The sequence below is a fragment of the Paenibacillus sp. GQ49 genome, from assembly GCF_059759055.1.
Genome location: NZ_JCAXEL010000025.1, coordinates 38,070 through 62,305, shown reverse-complemented (window position 1 = coordinate 62,305; position 24,236 = coordinate 38,070). Strand labels below are relative to the sequence as shown.

Genomic DNA, 24,236 nt, shown 5'->3' with positions numbered 1-24,236 from the left:
TAAACATATTTGAACATAACATTCCGACTTAAGAACTAACCCTTTATGTAGGTGCAATTAGCGAATAGTCGGTGAAAAAAAACAGCCCATTTTCGACCTGAGCCCGGTCCCATGTGTGATTGGTGCATATAGTGAACTGTACCTCAAATCAAAGGAGGGGTTTACATGAGTGGAGTAGTAGGTGGATACGGCGGCGCATGGACATCGACTGGCGCGATCTTGGTTCTCTTTATCTTGTTGGTCATCATCTCTAAAGCATTCTTGATCTAATAAACCACTTGGACCCTAATATATTCGTAAAGGAGGGTTCTGCATGAGCAAAGTAGTTGAAGGCGTAGGATACGGCGGCTGGACATCGACTGGAGCAATCCTGGTTCTGTTCATTCTTCTCGTAATCATCACTAAATCATTCTGGGTATAATATGACGAGCTCTGCCGGGCAACCGGTGGGGTTTTTTTACTAGAGGACAAGCATGGTGTAGAGCCAGGAAGATAAGATAGCGCGTGGTTGAACGGAAGAAATGGTGCAATTCAAGAAATGGAATGACTGAGTATGTTTCGAAAATGGGGAAGGTACCTCATGGCTAAACGCCCATTTTGTCAAAATGAGGGCGATAGCCCGGTCCAGAGGTAGGCTGAATACATAGCTTAGGGGTGTAGGCAAATGTTAAGGAGGAATGAACAATGAGCGAAGTAAAACCGAATTCACCGAACGGACAGGGACACGTATACGGACATACGGGAGGTTATGAGCATATGCAAGGATACCAATACACAGGTCATGAAATGCATGGGTATGGATATGGTTGTGGAACAATGCCAATGGGATATGGCTATGGATACGGACACCATGCCAATCAGGCTCCAATGATGCATGGTTATCACCAGGGTTGTGGGGTATCCTATGGTCATGGCGGCGGGAGCTGGGGTTCCATGGGCACGATCCTTGTACTGTTCATCTTGCTGGTTATCATCTCCAAAACGATGTTTATCTAAGGATTTGTGAATGCAAGGAGACTTTGCTGATCATGGATCGTTGCGATAGGTGCTCTAAATAAACTCCGATTGAGTTCCATGTTGAGGCAGAACGTACCTATGATTCAGAAAGGGACGGCGTAGGATTTCATCCTGCGGTGTCCCTTTTTTATTAGAAGTGAAGGAACGTTGGGATTACTTTCTTTAACGAACTCCACAGGCGCTATTCCATGCATTTTTGCTATTTCAAAAGTTTAACGAATCGTAGACGTCTTATTATCTGAACCTGGGCATGTTTGGAGCCTATATTCATGAAGTGACATGGATTAACGTGGCTGAGATTCGTTAGATTTTACATAGCACAGAAATCCATAATATAAAGTGTGCATGATTCGTTAGCGTCTGGTGAGTGGAAGGAAGACTTTTCTCAATGGTGGGGGCGATTGTCTGTAGATGTTGCTGAATTGAATATGTAGACATGGATAAACACCCGGAACCCAATTCCGGGTGCTTTGTGTATGTTTTCAATCTTCTCAAGAATAAGTGATATCCAAAACAACAAAAGCCCTACCTCTCTTTTGTCCTTGCGGCTCCGATGACCGCGCCAGTGTGAATGGGAACATCTTGTGAAACTCTGTACTACCGGGTTATTGTGATTCAGGTTCTTCAATCTTCATAGGTTAGTTGTGCTTAAAAATTCGCTGCGGTCGCAGCATGAAGAAAATATTCCGGGGTTTAAAGAAGACAGAAATCATATGAGGTTGTTTAATACAACTTTTATAGTATACCACAGGCTGTAATTATTTGCAATAAAAAGGAAAGCGTAAGCAAAACAACATGTTTACGGGCTTTCTTTCAGACGAAAGTTGAGTGGCTAGTTTGAAAACATACAGAAAATTTTTCAAACTATTTCTTCATAGGGGTAATCCTCTTCAAAAGATTCTGCGTAGGTTATAATAAGAGGGAAGAAACAGAAAGGGGCCCTCGCATGACTGAATCGATGGAGGACAGCAGGTTAATGCGGCAGATCGCGGAACGTGATGCCTCCGCACTGGAGCTTTTATATGACCGTTATGAGCGAGCGGTGTATTCTTTTGCCTACCGGATCGTTGGTGATCCCATGACGGCAGAAGAGACCGTTCAGGAACTTTTTATGCGGGTCTGGAATAATGCTGAACGTTACGATGCCTCACAGGGGAAGCTGACCACATGGATGTTTGCGATTACGCGTAACATTGCAGTGGACATGCTGAGGCGGAAATCAAAAGGGGCAGCGACTACTTCAGTTGAACACGAGACACTGGCGGCCTATGCCGATGAACATACGAACACGGAAGAAGAAGTGCAGCGTAAATGGGAAGGCACCCGGATTAAAGAGGCGTTGTCCCAATTGAACGGTGATCAGCAACAAGTTATAGAATCGATTTATTATGCGGGATTAACCCAGCAGGAAGTATCCAGCCGATTCGGGATTCCGCTGGGTACAGTAAAGAGCCGTGTCAGGCTTGCCATGCGACAGCTCCAAAAGTTGCTGGCCGATGCTGAATTGCATCCGGACGCGGGAAGGGAGGGCATACATCCATGATAGAACGACATGAGGAGTGGTCTGATCTGGCACCGATGTATGTGCTGGGCGGACTGGAAGCAGAGGAAGTGGCGGCGTTTGAAGCGCATATGGCAACTTGCGAACCTTGCCGCCAAGAGGTGAGGGAATTGCAGGAAGTGACTGGCTTCCTGCCACTTGCGGCGGAACCTGTAGCACCGCCGCCAGGCATGCGAGCACGTGTGCTGGGCAACGTGCTCGGACATGCGCAGGAGAGCGCCGAGGCGAAGCCAGCGGCTGCTCCTGCGGAGCCTGAAGCACCCGTGGTGCTTCAGGAGGATCTTGCGCCGCAGCACGAACGTGCGGCGCAGCCCGGGCCAGGCCTGCCGCCGGCAACGGCGGTGCCTGCGGCCCGGGTGGAAGAGGCTGCCCAGGCACAGCCATGGCAGCCACAAGCGCGCGCGCGCGTGCGCAGCAGCAGCGCCTGGCGCATAGCCAGTGCCGGCCTTGCGGCCGCGGCACTGTTGCTGGGCGTGTACACGGCGCAGCTGCAGAGCAAGATCGACTCGCTGACGCAGCAAGCGGCGGGCTCGTCGGCTACACAAGAGCAACTGGTACAGGCACAGGCACAGAATGCACAGCTGCAAGAGCAGCTGGCATCAGCTCTGGAACCTGCACAGGGCATGCAGACTGGCGAGGCAGTGAAGCTGAATCCTGCAACGCAGGACATTGTAGCTCAGGGTCTCGCAACCATCGTTATTGACAGCAAAGGCACTCACCTGGTTGTGCAGGCTGAGAACCTGCCGAACCTGGAAGGCAACGAGGCTTTTCAGGTCTGGTTGATCAAAGGAGATACCCCTCAGAATGCGGGTACTTTCCTTAGTCGTGACGGAACGGGAGCGGTATATTACACATTGGATTCGGCCAACGACTATGATACGGTTGCCATCACGCTTGAACCGGATGCAATGGGAGATGAGCCGCGCGGTACAATGATTCTGGCTGCCAAGATTAAAGGATAAATATAGGATATATCAGCAAAGGCTGCTCCGTCGTGGAGCAGCCTTTTTGTGTTTTCCAGTTCTGGTGCCCACCCATTGGATTTTATTAATTTTTTTAGTCGGAGCAACCGATAAACAAATAGAAGGCAATACCCTTAATCTCCCTGTGTCTCAAGGGAGAACTGGTTGCACATAGAGAGTGAGGGGTTCAGTTGGAAGCATACCGTTCATTTATCTTTCGCCTGATACGCAATTATCTGATCGGTTCACTGGCAGCTGTTTTTGTTGTCGGTACAGTAGTTATGGTATCTACTCTGCAAATACCCAATATTCAATTTGTTCGACTCATCTTCATTGTACTGATTTCACTCTTGTTCATGCTGGTTGCTGAATTAATTACGCTGTGGGTGCAGCTTGGCCCCATAAGACAATTTTTCACTTCCGAGCATCATGAGAGAGACGAATTAAACCACATGTATGAAAAAATTCATCGTTTCCCGGGACAGACCATATATCGGATCATGGGTCCGCACATGCTTGGCTTCTCACTTCCGGCAGCCGGATTAACAATATGGATGATATCCACAGGGTGGCTTGAATTCCCTTACTTGTATATTGTCGTGGCCGCCGCGTGTGCCTTTCTGATTGCCATCATGCATGCGCTGATTGAGTATTACCTAACGGTGCGAGCGATTAGACCCCTGTTACTTGAGATTCGTCATCGAGGCAAAGTCCAATATGGGATGGAGCCTTCACTGGGAGGACGCATTCTGGTATCGATTCAACGTAAATTTCAGCTAAGTACGGCACTGATCGGTTTATTTCCTCTATTTCTATTTTTCCTGGCTACATATATCCGGCTTCAGTATATGGACAGTGAATTTGCGAAAGAGTACATTCTGTGGGGAATTCTCATCGTGGTTCTGGGCGCGGGGTTTGCGCTGGTGGGAAGCTGGCTGTTGATTCGTGATGTTCGTGATCCAGTTGCTGAACTGACACATGAGATGAACCGAATTCAGGGGGGAGATCTTGGCAGACGAGCTCCGGATCTGTATGCGGATGAATTTTCGGCACTGATCTCTGGCTTCAATATGATGATTAATCGGCTGGAGATGAGACAGGAACGCAATCGGCAGCTGTTGCAAAGTTATTTTTCTACGCTGGCAGCTGCATTAGATGCCAGAGACAAGTACACAGCAGGGCATTCCATGCGGGTGGCGGAGTATTCGCTGATGATTGGCAAGCTAAGTGGAATGAATGAGGAACAGGCGGATTTGTTGTACAAATCAGCCCTGCTTCATGATATCGGGAAAATCGGTATACCTGATGAGGTACTGCTGAAGGATGGAAAACTAAGCGATGAAGAATTCGCGATTATTCGCACACATCCCGTGCAGGGAGAAAGTATTTTGTTGCAGATAGAGCCTATTGATGCCATGGCCGACTTTCTGCCAGGTGTACGATCTCACCATGAGAGATATGATGGCAAAGGATACCCGGATGGGATGGCTGGTGATGATATTCCCCTTTTTGGCCGCATCATTGCAGTAGCAGATGCCTTTGATGCCATGACGTCTGATCGACCATATCGGAATGGGATGAGTCACGAGAAAGCGCTAACGATTTTGGAAGAAGGAAAAGGGACCCAATGGGACCCCTATTTTGCAGGTTTGTTTATTGATGAATGGAGAAGACAACATCATCTTCAGAAACCATCGAAGTGAGGGATCAGTTGATCCCCTCTGTCCACTTCGATTCTTTTCTGCGTCTCCGGTGTAGAGCGAGGCCTGTTATGATGGTGAGAACACATTCGCCGAGTATGACTGCACCCAAGGCGTCATAGATCACATGTTGTTTGATCATTAGTGTGGATACAATAATGGTTGCTGCCCCGGCGGCCACCAAAATCTTGATGGGTTTGCGGATGCTTGGAACCGAGAGAACGGCACGCATAACCAGATAAGAGTGAAGAGAATGAATACTTGGAAAACAATTATACGGGCGGTCCTGGCTGTAGAGCCATCCGAGAACAGATGCTCCCAGGCCGGTACCCGTCAGTTCCGGGCGCGGTACCATGGTCTGAAAGTTAAAGTAGATGAGGTAACAGATCCAAACACAGATATTCATGGATAACAAGACGCGGTAATACGTCAGTCGATCCTTGGCACACAGGTAGGCGAGCACACCAAATACAAACGGGTACCAACCTAAGTATGGAATGGACATGGCAGGCACGTAGGGAATGATCCGGTCAAGCGGCGAATCAAGTACTGCGAACCCGCGTTCCGGACTATTAAGAATATCATAGAAGAGCCCCATGACGGCCAAAGACAGCATCAAACTCAATGACAGCCAATAGGATTTGCTTTTTAACAATTGCACAACACCTTACTCCTTTCATTCATGTTCTGACGAACATGCCCCCAGCAAATATCTATATAAGTTGCACTATACATTCATTTACACGAGAACGTAGAGGACAGAAATAACCTGAAGAAGCAGAGCTAAAAGCTTTCTGAAAGAAAGCTGCATCGGAAGCATATGCTTCGCCTTTATCCACGGATTTTCCCTTTCAGAAAAGGGAATCGAAAAAATCTGGGGATAACAGCGATCAGAAGGTTGTTCTGTCATCGGAGTGGCAAGTGTAATTATTCTTTAGTTCAATCTATATAGTAGTTCAAATTTAAACAACAATATATTTTACTACGTTCAGCGCACAAATTGAATCCTGAATTGTGTATTTTTGTGTATTTTTTTGACGAAGAAGGAATGCCGAAGCTTCAATGGGCATGATATGATAGAGACACATACGGACGAAGGCACTTTGGCCAGTAAAGTCGGGACAACAGGAGTGAGTGAATGCAATTTTCAAAAATGTTCGTATTGAATATGGGGATGCTTATTACCATTGCATATCTTGCTAGTGTGTTCTATAAATATGTCGTAATACGTACCTCTTCCCGAGTGAAGCAGATCAGTTCAGTGCTTGTCCTTATATTTGCAGGTTGGATCAGCACCGTTTTTGGGTTTCAACTCACCGATGAAGTGGTCTTTGATCTGCGTTATGTTCCTTTAATTGTTGCCGTTCTAACGTATAGACAACCTTATAGCGTAATTATCGTGGGTATTGGAATTGGGCTGTCGAGGCTGACTTTTGGCATCACGGATGCTACATTGGCGGCAGTACTTAACATGTCTATTCTGGGTGTGATATGTGCAGGTTTGAATATATGGATGAGACGCAGCAACTACAGGCTGATTATTAAAGGCATACTTGTTACAGTTATCGTCAATGTGGTCAACAGTATAAACATCGCAATCGTTGGCGTTATTCCGGCTACATATTTCTTTTCACATATTATGCCTTACACACTTCCTACAGGCATTTTGTTAAGTCTTATTTTTGCATTTATTTTACGTGATTTTCAGAATGAACAGAATCGAATCTTGCTTATCCAAAGTACAAACCGCCTATTGTCTGTGCAAAAGGAAGAGTTACAGAAAGCCCAGATTGTACTGGAGGATCGAGCAAAACAATTGATGATTGCCTCACAGTACAAATCCGAATTTCTCGCCAATATGTCACATGAACTGCGTACACCACTGAACAGTGTCATTAACTTTGCCCAGATGATCAGCGAGAATGCCGACACGATGGATCAGGAGGATATTGTACGTTTTGCCAATATGATCGACCACTCCGGGCAGGAACTGCTCACGCTCATTAACGATATTCTGGATCTCTCCAAAGTAGAAGCCGGGCGGCTGGATATTGTACTGGAGGATATCAGTGTCGCACAACTTACAGAAGATGCCATGAGCCACTTTCAGCTCGTTGCCGAGAAAAAAGGTATTCAGTTGGTTCTGGACCAAAAACAGGGACTGCCCGAGACGCTTTGGTCTGATCCCCAGCGGGTTCAACAGATTTTGCGGAATCTGATGTCCAATGCCATCAAGTTCACTCACCGGGGGAAGGTCACGCTGACCGTAAGCACCAAGCAGATTAAGAATGCAGGTATTCAGAATCGATGGCTTATTTTCTCTGTTCAGGACACAGGCATTGGCATTGCTGAGGACAAGCATCATTCCATATTTGAAGCATTTCAGCAGGCTGACGGGTCGATTAGTCGAAAATTTGGCGGTACCGGACTAGGCCTGTCGATCAGTCGGGATTTAGCGAGATTACTGGGGGGATCGATTGAACTTGAGAGCACTGAAGGTAAAGGAAGCACCTTCCATCTCTATCTTCCGTTGGACCGTGAAAAAATGAGTTGACAACCTTCGCGCCGTGAGTAGAATTTGGGATGACAACTAGCATCGACCGGCTTTTGAGACCCGGTCTAAGGAGTGTATCCCCATACAGAAGACGGTCAACGTTAACCCTCCCCCGTTAGCAAGCAAACCACGGCGCAAGGGTTCGACACAACGCACGAATTTATCGATTGCAACATGGGAGGGTGTACCGGCAATTATTTTACAGACCTTGCTGGGAGGCCCGTTTTTAACCGGATTTCTGCTGTACCTTGGGGCCGGGTCGAGACATATCGGCTTTGTGCTCGCGATTACGACGTTTGTAAACATTGCCCAGATCGGAGCAGCTTACTGGATGCAGCGTATTCGCAGCCGTAAACGCATGCTGCTGCTGTTCGTGGGCACACATCGTATCTTGTGGAGTGCAACGGGACTGATTCCGTTTATATTCCCCAAAGAGTGGTGGGTAAGTGTATATATTGGCGTGTATATGGTTGCTTTTATATCAAATACCATCGGCGGTATGATCTGGACTTCACTAATTGGCGATATCGTACCTGCCAAGGTGAGAGGGCGTTATTTTGGAATTCGAAATACGATTCTGAATGCTCTTGGAAGCGTATGCTTATTTGCAGGCGGTATTGTTTTGGACCGTTACCCCGGAGAAATGGGCTTTCTAATCCTGTTTATTCCGGTCTGGATCTGTGCCATTGCCAATACAGTCATCTATTTTTTCTATCCGGACGTTCCCTTTGAACGTTCTACCGAAAAGGTTTTCTGGCGCATGTTCATCAAGCCGTTCCAGGATCGTTCTTTCCTGAAAGCAACGCTGTTCCTGGCTGTCTGGTTATTGATCCAAACCTTGATTGTTCCGCTCTATTCCTATGTTATGCTCGATTTATTGAACATCAATTATCAGACGGTATCCCTGATCACGGTAGTCCAGACGCTGGTCATGATGGCCGGTTTCTATGTTTGGGGCAATCTGAATGCCAGATTCAGCAACAAAACCCTCCTATTTTGGACATTGCCAGTCATTGCACTCTCCTGTTTGTCGTGGGGCTTAATGTCGTTCATGCCCGTAGTGATCGCACTATTTCTATCTCATATTTTCCTTGGGATCGGTGTAGGTGGATTCAATCAGCTGGCATTTAACTTTACGATTGGAGACACACCCAAAAGTGAAAGACCGATGTTTGTCGCGGTGTATTCGGCTCTGACCGGAGTCACTTCGTTTCTTGGGCCGTTGTTGGGTGGCTGGCTGTATGAAAAGATGGAAACCTGGTCCGATGCGCTGGCCTGGATCTCAGCCTATGGATTTCAGGTGGGGGTTGGTGTCGTGATGCTGATTCTAACATTTACCCTTGGACGTCGTGTACTGTTAAAATAGAAACGATATAATTTCAACTAATGAATATTTACACTGGCACTTCGATGACAGAACAACCTTCCGATCGCTGTTATCCCCAGATTTTTTTGATTCCTTTTAGAAAAGGGAAAATCCGGGGATAAAGGCGAACGCTTCGCTTCTTCAGGTTATTTCTGTCCTCTCCGTTATCGTGTAAATGATTAGATTGATCATATCTATCTGGTATGACTTCAAAAAAGATGGCGAAGTGGAGGGATGTATTTGAATCGTCTCGAAAGGAAAGCCATGGTGATTGGAGCCACCGGGCTTGTAGGCGAATTACTGGTTCATCATCTGCTGGAACACTCGGCATACAGCCTGGTTCGGGTTCTGGTTAGACGTCCGCTTGAGCTGCAACATCCCAAACTGGAACAGCATGTGGTGGACTGGGAACAGCTGGAGAGCCAAGACCACTTATTCGATGGAATCGATGACCTGTATTGTTGTTTGGGTACAACGATCAAAAAAGCAGGCAGTCAGGACAGTTTCCGTCAGGTGGATTATCATTACCCGGTTCGTGCAGCTACGATTGCGAAGCGACATGGTGTATCACAGATGCTGGTGATCTCCTCCATGGGAGCGAGTGCAGGTTCCAGAGTCTTTTACAGTCGGACCAAAGGGGAAATGGAGGAGGCATTGTCCGATATCGGTTTACCGTCATTGCATATCTTCCGCCCTTCCTTAATTCTGGGAGATCGAAACGAGAAGCGGTTTGGTGAGCAGATGGCTGCCTATGCGATGAAGTTTCTGGATCGCTGGATGAAAGGCAGAGCGGACAAATACCGGGCGGTCCACGCCGCAACCATTGCACAGGCCATGACCAATATTGCGCTGGTGCAAGCCAAGGGAAACCATGTGTATTCAAATGAAGTCATTCATGTCCTTGGTGTGGACGGGGGCTAAGAAACCTTTGAACGAGCTGTTTACTTTATGTGGCTAGTGAGGAGCGTTTCTCGCTTGAGGTAGATCGTGGTATAATAGGCAACAAAAATGAGTTCGAACCCTGACTCCATGCGGCAGCAGGATAACGAACACAAAGGAGAACTCGTCCATGAAAAAACCAATCTCTACCGATCAGGCGCCAGGCGCCATTGGTCCATACAGTCAAGCCGTTGATGCAGGCGATTTCATCTACACTTCCGGACAGCTTGGCCTGAATCCCCAAACGGGAGAATTCGGTGCAGATGTACAGGAGCAGACACGTCTGTCTTTGAGCAATGTGAAGGCTATTCTTGAAGCAGCAGGTACAAGTATGGATAAAATCGTGAAAACGACGGTGTTCCTGAAAGACATGAACGATTTTGTTCCTGTGAATGAAGTCTATAGCACGTTCTTCGAACAGCCTTATCCTGCACGCAGTGCAGTGGAAGTTGCTCGTTTGCCAAAAGATGCACTGGTGGAGATTGAAGTTATTGCCCTGAAATAGGACAACCTTTTTTGTTCTTTCATACATAAACAGCCGATTTCAGGTCGAAGACCAGAATCGGCTGTTTGCGTTACGTTTTTGCATTAATATTGAAGTTGAGTCGCTCAATCACGATCCTGATTACGGGCGAAGAACAACCATACCGCATAGATCGTTAGTACGATCGCAATGATGATTGCCGTATAATATACGGAAGTGACATCCTTTTGTTTAAGTGCAATGGCGATATACGCCCATGTGAATACAAGTGGGTATATGCTATCGCGATAACGGAAACTAACGAGTACAGCCAGCACCATACCCACAATCAGCATGATGATCGTCCAGGTCGGTTCGCTGAGACCAAAACCATCCCAGCCAATTTTATATAACAGAACAGCTGCATTGACAATCGTTGCCACGCTAACCCATCCGAGATAGATGCTGAAGGGCAGCTTCACAAGCCAGATCTCAGCAGTGGTTGGCACGGTGATAGTACGTGTTTTTACATACAGCATGATCAAGGACAATAGAAGCAGTACAATAATCAGTAAGGCGAGACCAGTTTGCAAGTTTTGAAAAGCAAAAATCCATGCGACGTTGAAGGCACAACTTGCCAGGAACCAGTACCCGAGACGGGTAATCGAGTCCCTTTTCCAGGAAGCAGGCACGAACTGATAGATCACAAACCCTGCCAACAGCAAGTAGATCAAACCCCATATAGCGAATGCATAGCCAGAAGGTGTGAGCAGCACAGGGTACATATCTGATACTTCTTTATTGGTCTTGCCCCCGATCGGCAGAGCGTTGGAGAGGTAATTCACGATAATTACAGCGATAAAACCAATGGCGTTTAACCACTTGTACGGATTGTTACGTGACATTGTGTTTCCTCCTTGGTTTAACGAATGAATGAACCACGGGTCAGTCTACAATGAATATACCCAGTTCTTGCACATTCTAATAACAGCCGCAAAAAATTCACAAGTTGGATCTTTCAAATCCTTGTGCTCTGCCACTACGTTGGAACGGTACTCTGTCCCAATGTACGCGAAACGAAGCAGAAATATGTCCATGCCCACGATGTCCCACCAGAAGAGGAGGAAGAGAATGCTCACAAGAGAAACGATGGAGCGACAGCAAACCTGGTTCTATGTAATTGCATTGTTTTTAGGAGCAGCGATAGGGCTGAGTAATCCGATATGGGGGGATATTTTACACTACACTCTTTCCCCGGTTCTTGCCGTTCTATTATACAGCATGTTTGTACAGATTCCCTTTTTACAGTTAAAAGAGTCCTGGTCGAATCTTCGATTTATGGGGGCGCTACTGGTGGCTAATTTTATCGTAGTACCTGTAGTTGTATGGTTGCTCACACTTGTCTTTCCGCAATCACCAGGCGTTCTGATCGGAGTCTATCTGGTACTGTTAACGCCTTGTATTGATTACGTCATTGTGTTCACACAACTCGGCAGGGGCAATGAGAAGCTGATGCTCGCCGCAACACCTCTTTTATTTGTTATACAAATGATCTTGTTGCCGTTATATTTATGGCTATTGATGGGTACTGAGGTGGCGCAGATCATGCAGGTAGGGCCGTTTGTGGAGGCTTTTCTGTTCCTGATCGTTATTCCACTGCTGCTTGCTGTCGTTACACAAGTTCTCTCAAGAGGTAAAGCGAGCGGGGAGCAGGTCGTGAATGCAACGGCATGGCTCCCGGTTCCGATGATGGCACTTGCGCTGATCGTGGTTGTCGCTTCCCAGATTGGCAAAGTCTACAATGATATGGCAATTATCGTGAACGTGATCCCGATCTACGTTGCTTTTCTGATCATTATGCCTTGGATATCTCGGATCATTGCTAATGGGTTTCGATTGAATCCAGCCACCGGGCGGGCGTTGATTTTCAGTTCAGCCACACGGAATTCGCTGGTTGTTCTGCCGTTGGCGCTGGCACTCCCACCAGAATGGGCAACCATTGCTGCGGCTGTTATTGTTACACAGACGATGGTGGAGCTTGTAGGGGAGCTAATCTACATTCGACTTGTACCTGCGGTGATTTTGCGGGATCGGTGAGCGGACTAGGACGTATCTATGTTATGATCTATTATAATTAATAAAACCATTTATGGTAAATAAAAGGGGGGTGAGAATCCCTATTTATCGGAAGATTATGTTCTACCTGGATATTGTCCTATTACTGTTCAGCCTCATCTATTTCCCCGTAGTAGCTCATAAGACAGGAAATAATATGGCTTATGGATTTATGGCTGTAATTTTAATAGGTACAATCTCTCGGATCGTATCCTATCTTAGAAAAGAAAGAGTCAACAAATCGTCATGATATAGGCTGTTTTCTGTAAAAGTAAAATAAAAAGAGTACTTCCGATGGGCCATGCCGGGAGTACTCTTTTTTTAATTAGGATCAGGTACTCGTTACGTGCCCGCCTCCAATAATGTTTTACGATATTCTGCTGGCGTGATGCCCTCCATTTTTTTGAACACTTTGCTGAAATACTTTTCATCCTGGAATCCAACCATCTCCGAGATTTTTGCGACACGAAGAGAAGGATTTTGCAGTAACAGCTTGGCGTTGTTGATCCGCAGTTTGCCCAGATATTCCGACCAATTCAGACCAAATTGCTGTTTGAATTTGCGTGAGATATACTCCCGGCTCAGATAGAAACGTGCGGCAATCTGCTGTAAGGACAGGTCCTCCTGATAATGGGCGTCCATATAACGTGCAATCTCACTCATGGGATCAGGATTGGCGTGGTGATGAGCGGTGAGCGCCTTTCCTGCGGCAAGCAGCCGTTGTTCCAATAATGAACGAAGCAGGGGGAAGGATAACAGTCCTTCAGCGTCCAAAGGTAACTCGGCAAAGGGAATAGACTGTTCCTCCGTCACTTCTTCCTCTTGGAATGACGAACCTGCCGTATCATCAAGCCAGCGGCTCAGCATCCATTCCAGCTCGTCGATCCATTGCTGGATCTGCTCAGCACTGACAACCTCAAGATCAGTAATCGGGTCAATCCACTCGGCGACCGCAGCAGATACACTGGAAGCCCGGCAGCTCATGGCTGCCATACGCAGGGGTTCTTCATGGGCGGTTAAACGCCTGATTTTATTCCCATTTGATGATTCCACTGAGGCATGGATTCGCTGTTTAATTTGCACAGCATTACGTCGCCACAGCCTTGAACTTGCTTCCAGATAGGCTGCTGATATTCCGCCAGGGTAGGACTCACAGGTGGAGATGCCAAAATGAAGCCGGCGTTGAATCGTCTGCTCCAATCCATGATTGACCTTCTCCAGAATATGTTCCAATGAAGTGGATGGACCCCAATGCAGCAGAACAATCTCGTCCGGTTGATCCAACTGACGAAACATTACGCCTTCGTCTGGTGTGGATAACATCTCGGCACAGATATTGAGGACCGAGAACACTAGCAGGTCCGGTTGACTGCGGTATTTTGCCAGACAATCTGCATCCAGATGGGACAGGCTGGTGACAGCGACACTACAGACAGGGATTAGACAGGGGAGATTTAACTCATCCTGCAATCGCTGCATGTGTGATGGGCTGCTGCCTCTTCCAACGGCAAGTTCGGTGAGCAGACGATCCTGGTAGTGTGGGCGCATTCGATTAACAACAATGGATTGCCTGGTGGATTGTATCCGAATGGCGTCTTCCTCTTCCCAAGCTGTAACGGCCTTTAATAGAGATGCATTCAGCTCATCTGCTTCCACAGGTTTCAGGAGGTAGTCCATGCCACCATGCCTGATTGCATGCCTCACAAGTTCAAAATCATCATATCCGCTGATAACCAGCACCTTGCTGTGCGGGGTATGAGCCGATATCCATTCAAGCAATGCCATACCGTCCTTGCCCTGCATACGCATGTCACTGAGTATGATTTGAGGTTGATGTGCCGTGATGGCGGCGATGGCTTCATCCCCGTCTGCTGCTTCAAGTAATGTATCAATGCCAAAGTCTTTCCAATGACCAAGCAACCTTATGGCATCGCGGACATGTTTTTCATCATCTACAAGCAGTACCTTCATGTTGTTCACTCTCCCGCGTATAGTTTAACCGTGATCTTCACACCATTGGGTTCCTGATTGTTGATCTCCAGCCTGGCTGAGTGACCGGGATGTGAGTTCAATTGAAGTCGGCGTATTACATTTCGTAGACCGATGGATTCAGACTCGTTGGATTCTTGGGTGGATAACCCGGTTGTTGTATGACTCTGATGCAGCCATCCGCGGATCTCCAGTAATTTATCTTCAGGTATGGAGGGGCCGTTATTATTCAGTTCTATTTCAATCCAATGATCATTGATCCGGCGGCTGGATAGGGATATGTGACCTTTGCCAGGCTGAATATCTGCTCCATGTTTGAAATAGTTCTCAATTAAAGGTTGTAACGTCATTCTTGGCATTTCGACAGACAGGGTATCTTCGGCAAAATCCAAATCCACCTCAAGGCGGTCACCAAACCGCTCCTGCTGCAGTTCCAGATATAATCGGGCATGCTCCGCCTCTTCGCGTAAGGTCACGCAGGTCTGATCCCGCATGCTGTAGCGCAGCATTTTGGACAGGGAAGATAGTAGGGTATACGCCCGTTGTCCTTGCTGTTGAAGGGCAAGTGTACCGATCGATTGCAGTGTGTTATATAGAAAATGCGGATGAATCTGCGCTTGCAACGCTTTAAGTTGATTTGTTTTATTGGCAATTTCGAGCCGATATTCCCGCAAAATAAGATTATTTACCGTATCCATCATATCCCGGAAATGACGAGCGAGCACCCCGAATTCATCTCGACTGGATAGATGGATATCCACATGCAGACGCCCGGCTTGAATTTGGTTCATATACCGCATGAGTTGCTTGAGCGGACCGGTGATTCGGATGGAGATGAACAAGGTTGCAACAATGACCAACACTAGTGCTGCAATGGCAATCATCGCGTTATTCCACGTAAGTGTGGTCGCTCTGGCATATAACGTCTCATTCGGAATCTGTTTGACGATGGTCCAGTCAGCGTACGTGCTGCCAAGTTGCTGGTATACATACATGGAACGATCCTGTTCAAAATGTCCTGCGACATTCTGGGCTGTACCTGCGCTAGATCGCGCGATATTCAGTTCACTAGCCGTTTCCTCTCGTAGTGCATCCGTATGATTGACCTCGGAACGTCCCTGGTAAATGATCTGATTCTGACCATCCACCACATAGATCTGTTCCTTAGCCGGATCATACAGCCTGCCACAGATTGCTGCAATGGTATTCATATTCAGATCAATGGCGAGTACACCCAGACGCTCGGTGGACGGAATATCCTTGATCACCCGATGCAAGGTAATGACTGATCTTGCAGGATCATCGGGGGAGGCAGCCTTGAATCCGTACGTGTGACTCATGTGGGCCGATTCCACCCAGATATCCGGGCTGTCACCACTTGTTTTTCCATGAAGCGAGCCGGAATAGGCCTGTTTGCGTTCCTCCCGCTTCGGAAAGGGATTGGTAATTAAGGTGGATTGATTAGCGGCAAAAGAGTGCAAATACAGCTGGAATACATCCGGCACAGCCGCGCGGATCGTCTGCAAAGTGGTGTACACCTCGGCAACCGCACGATAATCACCAGGAATCTTTGCCAGGTTACGCAGAAAGTTCGGGTCGTTATACACAGCGAGCGACGCTCTGGCCACGTTATCCACATAGTTATTGAGATTGGTGGACGCTTGGTAGATCAGGCGTTTGTTCTCTTCAACAGCCTGTTCCCGCAAGGCCGTTTTGGTCTGGATAAACGTCATGCTGATCGATGCGAGCAGCGGAAGGGTGGTAGCAATGAGCATAAAGGCAATCAATTTGGTGCGTATACTGTAGTATTTGGACATCGGAACACCCCTTCTGGTTGCAGGTTAAGAGAGGACAATATTTTACCCCCAACTGTTCACAAGGGTCGGTGTTTCCCTCGGCGATAATGGGGTTTAATAGAAAAAGAGACCAATTTCATCCATCTATAGAAGGGGAGAACGATATGAAGCATCGCAAATCTTCACAGCTGTTACAGCAGCTTGTGTTCGTGGGTCCCTCCATCGTGTTTTTTATTCTCATCATCGTGGTCCCTTTCCTGCTTGGCATGGTGTATTCCTTCACGGACTGGAACGGGGTATCCGAGAACATTAATTGGGTAGGTTTTGATAACTTCGTGCATGTTTTTGCGAATGATCCCAAGTTCCAAACGGCGTTTTGGTTTACGGTGCGCTTCACCGTGGTTGGTGTAGTACTGACCAATGTGATCGGTTTTTTCCTGGCGTATTTCCTGACCAAACCGCTTAAGACGAGAAACATTCTGCGTACGATCTTTTTTATGCCTAACGTGATCGGTGGGTTGTTGCTCGGCTTTATCTGGCAGTTCATATTTGTGAAAGGGTTTTCAGCAGTAGGCGATGTAACCGGCTGGTCCTTCTTCAACCTTCCTTGGCTGGGAGATGAACCAACTGCCTTCTGGGGAATCGTGATTGTGTTTGTATGGCAGACCGCAGGATATCTGATGGTCATCTACATCTCATCTCTGACAAATGTATCCCCTGATCTGCTGGAAGCCGCCGAGATTGATGGCGCAAGTCGCTGGCAGGTACTGCGGAGCATCATTCTTCCGCTCATTATGCCGGGTGTAACGATCTGTCTGTTCCTGGCGATCTCTTGGTCGTTCAAAATGTTCGATCTCAATCTGTCGCTAACCAAAGGTGGACCGTTCGGATCGACAGAGTCGGTTGCACTTAATATTTACAATGAAGCTTTTGTGAATAACAGATATGGCATCGGAACCGCCAAAGCGCTCGTGTTCTTCGTAATCGTTGCCATTATCACCATGATTCAGGTACGTCTGACGAAGAGCAAGGAGGTAGAAGCCTAATGGAGACGACAAAAAATTACCGCTTGAGTACCATTGTAACCGAAATTGTCATGGTACTCATTGGACTTTTATTCCTGGTTCCGTTCTACTTCCTGTTTGTGAATTCAGTCAAAACCTTCGGTGATCTGCTCACCAATTCGGCTGCATGGCCGGAAGTATTCCAGTGGGGCAACTATGCGAACGCTTGGGAGAAAATTAACTTCCCGTCGGCGCTGATGAACTCGCTTATCGTTACGGTAGTCAGCAATCTGTTGCTTGTGCTGATCAGTTCCATGGCCGCGTACCGAATGGTTCGCAGCGATACCCGGTTCAACCGGATTTTGTTCGGCATGTTCATTGCCGCCATGGTGATTCCGTTCCAGTCTATCATGATTCCACTTGTTACTGTAACCAGTAATCTGGGATTGATCGACAGCCTTGGTGGCCTCATTATCTGTTATCTCGGTTTCGGGGCACCGATGTCGGTCTTCCTGTTCCACGGATTCGTAAAATCCGTCCCACTGGAGATTGAGGAGGCAGCCCGGGTGGATGGAAGCTCAGTCTACGGAGTGTTCTTCCGGATTGTATTTCCACTCATGAAACCGATGTATGTAACCGTCATTATTCTGAACACGCTTTGGATCTGGAATGATTATCTGCTACCATCCCTGATCCTGCAAAGCTCCAACCTGCGTACAATCCCGATTGCGACCTTTGCACTCTTCGGTCAGTACACGAAGCAATGGGATCTGGCTTTGCCAGCACTTGTACTTGGAATTATGCCGATCATTATTTTCTTCCTGTTGATGCAGAAGTATATCATTCAGGGGATTACCGCTGGATCAGTTAAAGGGTGAGGGTGCGAGTGCAGGTCGCTAGCGGGATCAAGTTGCGCTTTCGGTCGCTGTTGCTCCTCGGTGGCCTGAATGGATTAGGGCAAGGAAGCCACCGAGTATCAAAGGCGAACGCTCCGCTCCTGCATCGCATCCTTGATCCCTTTGCTCCCACCTCGCACGGAGGTGTGCAAAGGGGAGTCATGCCCGCATAGCTTGGGCATGACTCCTGGGGTAGAGAAAGCATCGATAAAGAGAAAAGAGCAATATGGGAAAAGACCAAGAAAAAAAGATTTAAAGATCAGATCGGTGAGGTAGAAGGGGAGTGTGCGAGGGAAGGGGCGCTGTGGCGGAGTGCGAGGCAGGGTCGCTACCGGGATCAAGTTGCGCTTTCGGTCGCTGTTGCTCCTCGGTGGCCTGAATGTATTGGGGCAAGGAAGCCACCGAGTAGAATGAAAACGAGCTTCAAGGGAAGGTTATTCTGTCATCGGAGTGCCCAGTGTAAATATTCATTAGTGGAACTGTTATACTGAAACTACTATAGGGAGAGTGTATGTATGAAAAGAATGACAAAGTTGACGTTGCTTATGCTGATTGCTTTTTCGGTAATGCTCGCGGGTTGTGGCAATGGAGATAAGAGTGGCAGTCCGGTCAACACGGATGCTCAAGGTGGTGGCGAGGCTGCTGCTGGAGATAAAACCATTAAGATCTTCCAATTCAAAGTCGAAATCGCGGAAGCGCTCAATCGTCTCAAAGCGGAATATGAATCCTCCCATCCAGGAGTCAAACTGGACATTCAAACTGTAGGTGGCGGCAGTGACTACGGTGCTGCATTAAAAGCCAAGTTTGCCGCTGGCGAACAACCGGACATTTTCAACGTAGGTGGTTATCGTGAATTGGATACATGGCTTGAATATCTGGAAGATCTGTCTGGAGAATCATGGGCCAAGGATGCACTCGAAGTAGCCAAAGAGCCAATGACCAAAGACGGCAAGCTCTACGGACAGCCGCTCGCGCTGGAGGGTTATGGTTTCATCTATAACAAAGACCTCTTCCAAAAAGCAGGTATTACCGAAATTCCAACGACACTGGAACAATTGGATCAAGCGGCACAGAAACTTCAAGCTGCAGGCATTACCCCTTTCTCGAACGGATATCAGGAGTGGTGGGTGCTGGGCAATCATAACGTAAACGTCGCATTTGCAAATCAGGCAGATCCGGTGAAATTCATCCAAGGACTTAACGAAAGTACGGAGAAAATTCCTGGCAACCAAGTGTTCGCCGACTGGATCAACTTGCTCGACTTAACGCTGAAATACAGCAACAAAAACCCGCTGACAACCGACTACAATACGCAAGTTACGTTGTTTGCGAGTGGAGAAGCGGCGATGATGCAGCAAGGTAACTGGACTCAAGTACAGATCGATGGAATCGATCCGGATCTGAATCTGGGTATCCTGCCGATGCCAATTAACAATGAACCTAATGACAAATTGTTTGTCGGCGTGCCGAACTATTGGGTTGTGAACAAGAACTCTCAAGTGAAACCGGAAGCAAAAGAGTTTTTGGAGTGGCTCGTAACTTCGGATATCGGGAAACAATACATGACGAAAGAATTCAAATTCATCCCGGCGTTCAGTTCCATCACGGCATCCGAAGAGGATCTGGGTGACCTCGCCACAGAGATCATGAAGTATAGCCAGGAAAATAAAACACTCAGCTGGAACTTCAACCGTTTCCCTGAAGGGGTTCCACAAGAGTATGGCAGCACAATTCAGGCTTACGTTGCAGGCAAATCGGATAAAGCCGGATTGCTCGACGCATTGCAACAGAACTGGGATAGTCTGAAAAAATAATCCGGATCATGGACGGTATCCACAGGTTACCGAAAACTGTTCAGAAATTTTCGGATAGAAAAGTTAGTCTATCGGATATATAAGTTAATTGAAACGGGCCAACCAGAAATTTTATTCTGGTTGGCCTGTTTTTGTTTTTACGAGGAGTTAAAAAGTGCTCACTGGAAAAATGATAGATGGTAATATCTCTGAAATGTGGATAACCCGAAAGCGGTTTAACGATCTAATGACTTATTTAACACAGAGTTAATACTATATGTGGATATCCTGTGTGTATAACACTCTAAATGTGGACAAGTATGGAGTGGTTTGAGTGGGCGCTCCTCTTTTGTTAACAGAAATACTTGTTTTCAACTGACTAGTACTGTATAGTTCTAAATATGACAAATCCAAAAATGAACACGGGACCTGCTAAATCCAAGAGTCCCAATCCGGTGAACCGAACCAAGGCGGTTGAAGTGGCGGCACAATTATTTCTGCGTCAGGGGTACAGCTACGTTAGCATGGATGAAGTCGTGCGAGTGAGTGGGGTATCCAAGTCAAATATTTATTATCATTTTAAAAACAAGGAGGAACTGCTCCAGGCCGTGGTACAATACTGGATTGCCCAGTATGAGTCGGAGCTATACCTGCTGCTCAGTCAGCGTGAACGAGGAGTGGAGGAGCGTATCTACTCATTTATGGCATTGCTGTCGGCAGGTATTGAGGGCCGAAATTACGAAGGGAGCTGTCCTTTTGTTACGATATATATGCAGACGCCAGACAGTGCACCCCAAGTGAAGGAAAGCATATCCAGATTTTTTCGTGAGCTTAGACCTATGGTGGAGAAGTTGTTTCAGCAAGGTTTGGATCGCGGTGAATTTCGCAAAGAAATTGAGCCAGGTCCGGCTGCGTTGTTGTTTATTGCAGCACTGGAGGGTTCACTAATCCTAGCAGGAACTGCCCGTGATGTTGGGATTATAGAACAATCGGCACGTACGTTTTGTCAGATGCTTCGTTAATCGAAGCTCTTTTTTTGAATATAACTAGTACTATATAGTACTAAAAGGAGCCGTAACACAATGATTGTACATACAACAAACATGAATCAGGTAATAAGCAAGTCTGATATTGCAGCTACGACCATTTTTATGACAGGTAGTACAGGTTTTATTGGCAAAGAAACGGTCAAACAACTCACGCAGGGAGACGCACAATTGCTCTTGCTGGTTCGTTCGGAACAGCGAGCCAGAACTGTGCTGAAGGCTTATGGAGTGAAGGATTTCGACCGGATTACCATTATTTCAGGTGATTTGTCCATGTCGGGTCTTGGCCTTACCGCAGCGGATCGGGAGCGTGCTCTTGAAGCGAATGTGATCATTCATGCGGGAGGAACGATGGACGTCACTTTGGAACGAAAAGTAGCCGAGCAGATATTCATGAACGGGGCCAGAGAACTGGCACAGCTAGCACAGGAAATCCATCGTACTCATGGATTGAGACACTTTATCCACGTTGTTGGTTATATGAGTCCTTATGGAGAGCGGAATGAACAGGGGAATTATCTACAGGTTGAGCATGTGGATAACAATGAAAGTGCGTATGAAGAGATGAAGTTCCATGCCGATCTGCATATTCGCGAACATGCAGAACAGCATCACTATCCCTTATCCGTTGTAAATCCGAGTACAGTGGTTGGACCGCGTCCCACCGGTGAAACCGAGCAAACGGGTGGGATTGGACTGCTCATTCAGGCGATTCAGAAAGGACTTATGCCAGTAGTGCCGGGAGGTTCATCCTATTGGTTACCGCTTGTGGAGAATGACCTTGTTGCACAGACGCTTGTTTTTCTATCCAGGGAAGCTGCTCCAGTCGGAGGAACTTATCCACTGTTGGCGCGGAAGGAAGACAGTCCCAATATGAAGGAACTGCTGCAACTCTTGGCGCAGCAATTGGATGTACCCAAGCCGAAAGGGGCTGTGCCACTACCATGGATTCAATGGATCATGAAATCAGGTGGTTCACGTATCAGTGGTGTTCCAGCGGAGTCGGTTGCTTTTATTACCAATAGGTCATTCCCGGTTGCAGAGACGGAGGCTCTGTTCACACGTATGGGGCAATCCTGGCCGGACATCCGGGAACAGCTTCCGCTGGTTACAGCCGATCTGGACTATCGTTTTCGGTATACGCCGTTACCTGAGGGTTTTCCGACAGATTATATTAGGTCACGGAGCGGAAATATCGCTATGCTTGGTTGGGAGGGCGAGGGAGAGCCTTGGATTATTGTGCATGGTTTGCTTCAATCTGCGGATGAGATGTTACCGTTAGGAAAACAGCTTAGGGACCGGACCGGGAACCCGGTATGGTTAATCGATCTCGCCGGATTCGGACGGTCCCCGGTGCATCAGGGGGATGAAGCATTTGAAGGTCAGGTGGATGCACTGCTTACGGCTCTTGGTGAGTTTGAAGGTCCGGTGAAGCTGGTTGGTCATTCGATCGGTGCTGCTATTGCAACTGCGGCACAGATGCATAGCGGACGGACAGACATTCGACTGGGGTTGCTTCAGCCAGTAGCCAACAATTCGAATCCGAATGTGCTGAGATGGATTTCTCGTTTGCCAAGAGGGGTGATGCGTTCCCTGCTGCGTGGCAGATCGGAGAAAAGTTGGAATCAAATGTTCAGTTCACATAGCGGCGTAGGCGACAGCAGTGTTATGGCCGAGGCCATGGGCAAGAGAATACGCTCCAGTCTCCAGTCCCCTCGTATTGCAGGAGCACATGCAGACTTGTTGCGCTGGATCCACTCGGGTCAGAGGAAAGGCGCCAGATCAACGTTGTGGGCGAAAATGGAAAGTCAGCATTATGCCAAGAATGTATTAGTTGTGTGGGCCAATCAAGATCAGGAATATCACTATCCCCAGGATATGAACTCACAGGTCAAACGGATAGATGTCCCCTATGGACATTACTTTCCGACGTTTCGGTATAAGGAAACAGCTGCAATCCTCGCCCAATGGGCCGATACCTTGAGGTGAGTTCAGGTTTGGACATGCAGGAATCCCGTGCCAATTGTCGAAAGGGTCAAGTCGACTTTTGAGAGCTGAACCAAAGACAGGAGAGATGAATGTATGAGCAAGCAACGTGTGGAAATCAGTAAAAATGTGCTAACCGAATGTCTCGGACTGCGCAGCGGAGAGAATCTGGTAGTTATCGCAGACGATATGAAACGGGATCTGGCTGAATCCATCTATGAGGCAGGCAAAGCACTTGGAGCAGAATCAGTCCTGTTAATCATGGAGGAACGCAGCAGATCCGGCGAAGAGCCACCTGCGCCAATTGCAGAGGCCATGATTCGAGCAGATGTAGCCGTGTGTGTAACGCGATATTCATTAACACATACCCAGGCACGCAAAAAAGCCGCTGCTTCAGGGACCCGAGTGGCAACCATGCCCGGCATGACAGAGGATATGTTTATGAACGGAGCCATTACAGCTGAATATTCGCAAGTAAAGGCGTTGACCGAGAAGGTAACGGCTCTATTAACCGCAGGTCGCCATGTGCGAATAGAGAAGCAGGGCCATAGCCTTTCCTTTTCCATTGAAGATCGTAACGGTGTACCAAGCACAGGTATGTATTTGAACCCCGGTGAATCGGGCAACTTGCCGTCAGGAGAAGCCTATATTGCTCCCGTTGAGGGCAAGGGCGAGGGTAGTATTGTTGTAGATGGTTCCGTTGCTGGAATTGGGGCACTCCGTGAACCGATGCTATTAACCGTTAGTGAAGGACGGTTGGTGTCAGCCGAAGGACCAGATGGGGCTTATTTACTGGAAACGCTTGGTGAGGGCGATGGTCGTTTTCTCGGCGAATTCGGGATCGGTACCAATAACAAGGCACGAATCACGGGTGTGGTGCTGGAAGATGAGAAGGTGTACGGCACAATTCATGTGGCCTTTGGCAGCAATAACACATTTGGTGGAACGATTGCCGCAGGTGTTCATATTGATGCAGTTGTACAAAAGCCGGACGTGTACATCGATGACAAGCTGATCATGCGTCAGGGTGAATTGGTCGAATAACTACA

General features: G+C 47.6%; 21 protein-coding genes. 17 read left to right on the top strand and 4 right to left on the bottom strand.

Going from position 1 to position 24,236, the window contains the following annotated elements; translation table 11 throughout:
- The first annotated feature begins 165 nt into the window (after window positions 1-165).
- The 6 genes from AC6CIF_RS28335 to AC6CIF_RS28310 all read left to right on the top strand — a co-directional run bounded on the left by AC6CIF_RS28335 (window position 166) and on the right by AC6CIF_RS28310 (window position 5,243).
- Window positions 166-270 (top strand): hypothetical protein, encoded by a 105-nt coding sequence (locus tag AC6CIF_RS28335; RefSeq protein ID WP_017690880.1) that lies wholly within the window; start codon window positions 166-168, stop codon window positions 268-270.
- A gap of 43 nt (window positions 271-313) precedes the next feature.
- A complete protein-coding gene (locus AC6CIF_RS28330; RefSeq protein ID WP_201028111.1) occupies window positions 314-421 on the top strand; it encodes a sporulation protein YjcZ in 108 nt (35 codons plus the stop codon).
- A 263-nt stretch (window positions 422-684) separates the two neighbouring features.
- Complete coding sequence (locus AC6CIF_RS28325; RefSeq protein ID WP_076215587.1) at window positions 685-996, top strand: hypothetical protein; 312 nt, start codon at window positions 685-687, stop codon at window positions 994-996.
- A gap of 967 nt (window positions 997-1,963) precedes the next feature.
- On the top strand, window positions 1,964-2,560 hold the full coding sequence (locus AC6CIF_RS28320) for an RNA polymerase sigma factor (protein WP_036607374.1): 597 nt from the start codon (window positions 1,964-1,966) through the stop codon (window positions 2,558-2,560).
- Window positions 2,557-3,540: an anti-sigma factor domain-containing protein gene (locus tag AC6CIF_RS28315; RefSeq protein ID WP_498202403.1), complete on the top strand. Its 984-nt coding sequence runs from the start codon at window positions 2,557-2,559 to the stop codon at window positions 3,538-3,540. The genes AC6CIF_RS28320 and AC6CIF_RS28315 overlap by 4 nt, the downstream gene beginning before the upstream one ends.
- 191 nt (window positions 3,541-3,731) lie before the next feature.
- Window positions 3,732-5,243, top strand: a complete 1,512-nt coding sequence (locus AC6CIF_RS28310; protein WP_133386881.1) for an HD domain-containing phosphohydrolase — start codon at window positions 3,732-3,734, stop codon at window positions 5,241-5,243.
- Window positions 5,244-5,247: 4 nt separating this feature from the next.
- Here AC6CIF_RS28310 and AC6CIF_RS28305 read toward each other — a convergent pair whose 3' ends face one another.
- Window positions 5,248-5,901, bottom strand: a complete 654-nt coding sequence (locus AC6CIF_RS28305) for a phosphatase PAP2 family protein (RefSeq protein WP_498202402.1) — start codon at window positions 5,899-5,901, stop codon at window positions 5,248-5,250.
- A 477-nt stretch (window positions 5,902-6,378) separates the two neighbouring features.
- On the opposite strand from AC6CIF_RS28305, the gene AC6CIF_RS28300 reads away from it, so the two are divergent.
- The 4 genes from AC6CIF_RS28300 to AC6CIF_RS28285 all read left to right on the top strand — a co-directional run bounded on the left by AC6CIF_RS28300 (window position 6,379) and on the right by AC6CIF_RS28285 (window position 10,604).
- Window positions 6,379-7,794 (top strand): sensor histidine kinase, encoded by a 1,416-nt coding sequence (locus AC6CIF_RS28300; RefSeq protein ID WP_498202401.1) that lies wholly within the window; start codon window positions 6,379-6,381, stop codon window positions 7,792-7,794.
- Between the two features lie 208 nt (window positions 7,795-8,002).
- Window positions 8,003-9,160 (top strand): MFS transporter, encoded by a 1,158-nt coding sequence (locus AC6CIF_RS28295; protein ID WP_498202400.1) that lies wholly within the window; start codon window positions 8,003-8,005, stop codon window positions 9,158-9,160.
- Window positions 9,161-9,424: 264 nt separating this feature from the next.
- Window positions 9,425-10,081, top strand: coding sequence for an oxidoreductase (locus AC6CIF_RS28290; RefSeq protein WP_498202435.1), 657 nt, complete (start codon window positions 9,425-9,427; stop codon window positions 10,079-10,081).
- A gap of 148 nt (window positions 10,082-10,229) precedes the next feature.
- On the top strand, window positions 10,230-10,604 hold the full coding sequence (locus tag AC6CIF_RS28285; RefSeq protein WP_017690870.1) for a RidA family protein: 375 nt from the start codon (window positions 10,230-10,232) through the stop codon (window positions 10,602-10,604).
- A gap of 104 nt (window positions 10,605-10,708) precedes the next feature.
- Here the strand turns inward: AC6CIF_RS28285 and AC6CIF_RS28280 are convergent, their stop codons facing one another.
- On the bottom strand, window positions 10,709-11,467 hold the full coding sequence (locus tag AC6CIF_RS28280; RefSeq protein ID WP_498202398.1) for a TspO-related membrane protein: 759 nt from the start codon (window positions 11,465-11,467) through the stop codon (window positions 10,709-10,711).
- Between the two features lie 226 nt (window positions 11,468-11,693).
- On the opposite strand from AC6CIF_RS28280, the gene AC6CIF_RS28275 reads away from it, so the two are divergent.
- Window positions 11,694-12,659, top strand: a complete 966-nt coding sequence (locus AC6CIF_RS28275; protein ID WP_498202397.1) for an arsenic resistance protein — start codon at window positions 11,694-11,696, stop codon at window positions 12,657-12,659.
- Window positions 12,660-13,019: 360 nt separating this feature from the next.
- On the opposite strand, the gene AC6CIF_RS28270 is transcribed toward AC6CIF_RS28275, so the two are convergent.
- Together AC6CIF_RS28270 and AC6CIF_RS28265 are read right to left on the bottom strand one after the other, a co-directional pair.
- Window positions 13,020-14,648, bottom strand: coding sequence for a response regulator (locus tag AC6CIF_RS28270; protein WP_498202396.1), 1,629 nt, complete (start codon window positions 14,646-14,648; stop codon window positions 13,020-13,022).
- Window positions 14,649-14,653: 5 nt separating this feature from the next.
- A complete protein-coding gene (locus AC6CIF_RS28265) occupies window positions 14,654-16,483 on the bottom strand; it encodes a cache domain-containing sensor histidine kinase (RefSeq protein ID WP_498202395.1) in 1,830 nt (609 codons plus the stop codon).
- Between the two features lie 143 nt (window positions 16,484-16,626).
- Here AC6CIF_RS28265 and AC6CIF_RS28260 point away from each other — a divergent pair, with 143 nt between their 5' ends.
- The 6 genes from AC6CIF_RS28260 (at window position 16,627) to AC6CIF_RS28235 (ending at window position 24,231) form a co-directional block, all read left to right on the top strand.
- Window positions 16,627-17,508, top strand: a complete 882-nt coding sequence (locus AC6CIF_RS28260; protein WP_036607341.1) for a carbohydrate ABC transporter permease — start codon at window positions 16,627-16,629, stop codon at window positions 17,506-17,508.
- Window positions 17,508-18,344: a carbohydrate ABC transporter permease gene (locus AC6CIF_RS28255; protein WP_498202394.1), complete on the top strand. Its 837-nt coding sequence runs from the start codon at window positions 17,508-17,510 to the stop codon at window positions 18,342-18,344. Before AC6CIF_RS28260 ends, AC6CIF_RS28255 begins: the two co-directional genes overlap by 1 nt.
- Window positions 18,345-18,877: 533 nt before the next feature.
- Complete coding sequence (locus tag AC6CIF_RS28250; protein WP_036607334.1) at window positions 18,878-20,176, top strand: ABC transporter substrate-binding protein; 1,299 nt, start codon at window positions 18,878-18,880, stop codon at window positions 20,174-20,176.
- A 434-nt stretch (window positions 20,177-20,610) separates the two neighbouring features.
- Window positions 20,611-21,177, top strand: coding sequence for a TetR/AcrR family transcriptional regulator (locus tag AC6CIF_RS28245; RefSeq protein WP_498202393.1), 567 nt, complete (start codon window positions 20,611-20,613; stop codon window positions 21,175-21,177).
- A 60-nt stretch (window positions 21,178-21,237) separates the two neighbouring features.
- Entirely contained in the window at window positions 21,238-23,190 is a 1,953-nt protein-coding gene (locus tag AC6CIF_RS28240) for an alpha/beta fold hydrolase (protein ID WP_498202392.1), read from the top strand.
- A 93-nt stretch (window positions 23,191-23,283) separates the two neighbouring features.
- Complete coding sequence (locus AC6CIF_RS28235) at window positions 23,284-24,231, top strand: aminopeptidase (protein ID WP_498202390.1); 948 nt, start codon at window positions 23,284-23,286, stop codon at window positions 24,229-24,231.
- Window positions 24,232-24,236: the final 5 nt, after the last annotated feature.

Coding starts and splice junctions, on each gene's coding strand:
- AC6CIF_RS28335 (WP_017690880.1), top strand. CDS start 166: ATGAGTGGAGTAGTAGGTGGATACGGCGGCGCATGGACATCGACTGGC.
- AC6CIF_RS28330 (WP_201028111.1), top strand. CDS start 314: ATGAGCAAAGTAGTTGAAGGCGTAGGATACGGCGGCTGGACATCGACT.
- AC6CIF_RS28325 (WP_076215587.1), top strand. CDS start 685: ATGAGCGAAGTAAAACCGAATTCACCGAACGGACAGGGACACGTATAC.
- AC6CIF_RS28320 (WP_036607374.1), top strand. CDS start 1,964: ATGACTGAATCGATGGAGGACAGCAGGTTAATGCGGCAGATCGCGGAA.
- AC6CIF_RS28315 (WP_498202403.1), top strand. CDS start 2,557: ATGATAGAACGACATGAGGAGTGGTCTGATCTGGCACCGATGTATGTG.
- AC6CIF_RS28300 (WP_498202401.1), top strand. CDS start 6,379: ATGCAATTTTCAAAAATGTTCGTATTGAATATGGGGATGCTTATTACC.
- AC6CIF_RS28290 (WP_498202435.1), top strand. CDS start 9,425: ATGGTGATTGGAGCCACCGGGCTTGTAGGCGAATTACTGGTTCATCAT.
- AC6CIF_RS28285 (WP_017690870.1), top strand. CDS start 10,230: ATGAAAAAACCAATCTCTACCGATCAGGCGCCAGGCGCCATTGGTCCA.
- AC6CIF_RS28280 (WP_498202398.1), bottom strand. CDS start 11,467: ATGTCACGTAACAATCCGTACAAGTGGTTAAACGCCATTGGTTTTATC.
- AC6CIF_RS28275 (WP_498202397.1), top strand. CDS start 11,694: ATGCTCACAAGAGAAACGATGGAGCGACAGCAAACCTGGTTCTATGTA.
- AC6CIF_RS28270 (WP_498202396.1), bottom strand. CDS start 14,648: ATGAAGGTACTGCTTGTAGATGATGAAAAACATGTCCGCGATGCCATA.
- AC6CIF_RS28265 (WP_498202395.1), bottom strand. CDS start 16,483: ATGTCCAAATACTACAGTATACGCACCAAATTGATTGCCTTTATGCTC.
- AC6CIF_RS28260 (WP_036607341.1), top strand. CDS start 16,627: ATGAAGCATCGCAAATCTTCACAGCTGTTACAGCAGCTTGTGTTCGTG.
- AC6CIF_RS28255 (WP_498202394.1), top strand. CDS start 17,508: ATGGAGACGACAAAAAATTACCGCTTGAGTACCATTGTAACCGAAATT.
- AC6CIF_RS28250 (WP_036607334.1), top strand. CDS start 18,878: ATGAAAAGAATGACAAAGTTGACGTTGCTTATGCTGATTGCTTTTTCG.
- AC6CIF_RS28240 (WP_498202392.1), top strand. CDS start 21,238: ATGATTGTACATACAACAAACATGAATCAGGTAATAAGCAAGTCTGAT.
- AC6CIF_RS28235 (WP_498202390.1), top strand. CDS start 23,284: ATGAGCAAGCAACGTGTGGAAATCAGTAAAAATGTGCTAACCGAATGT.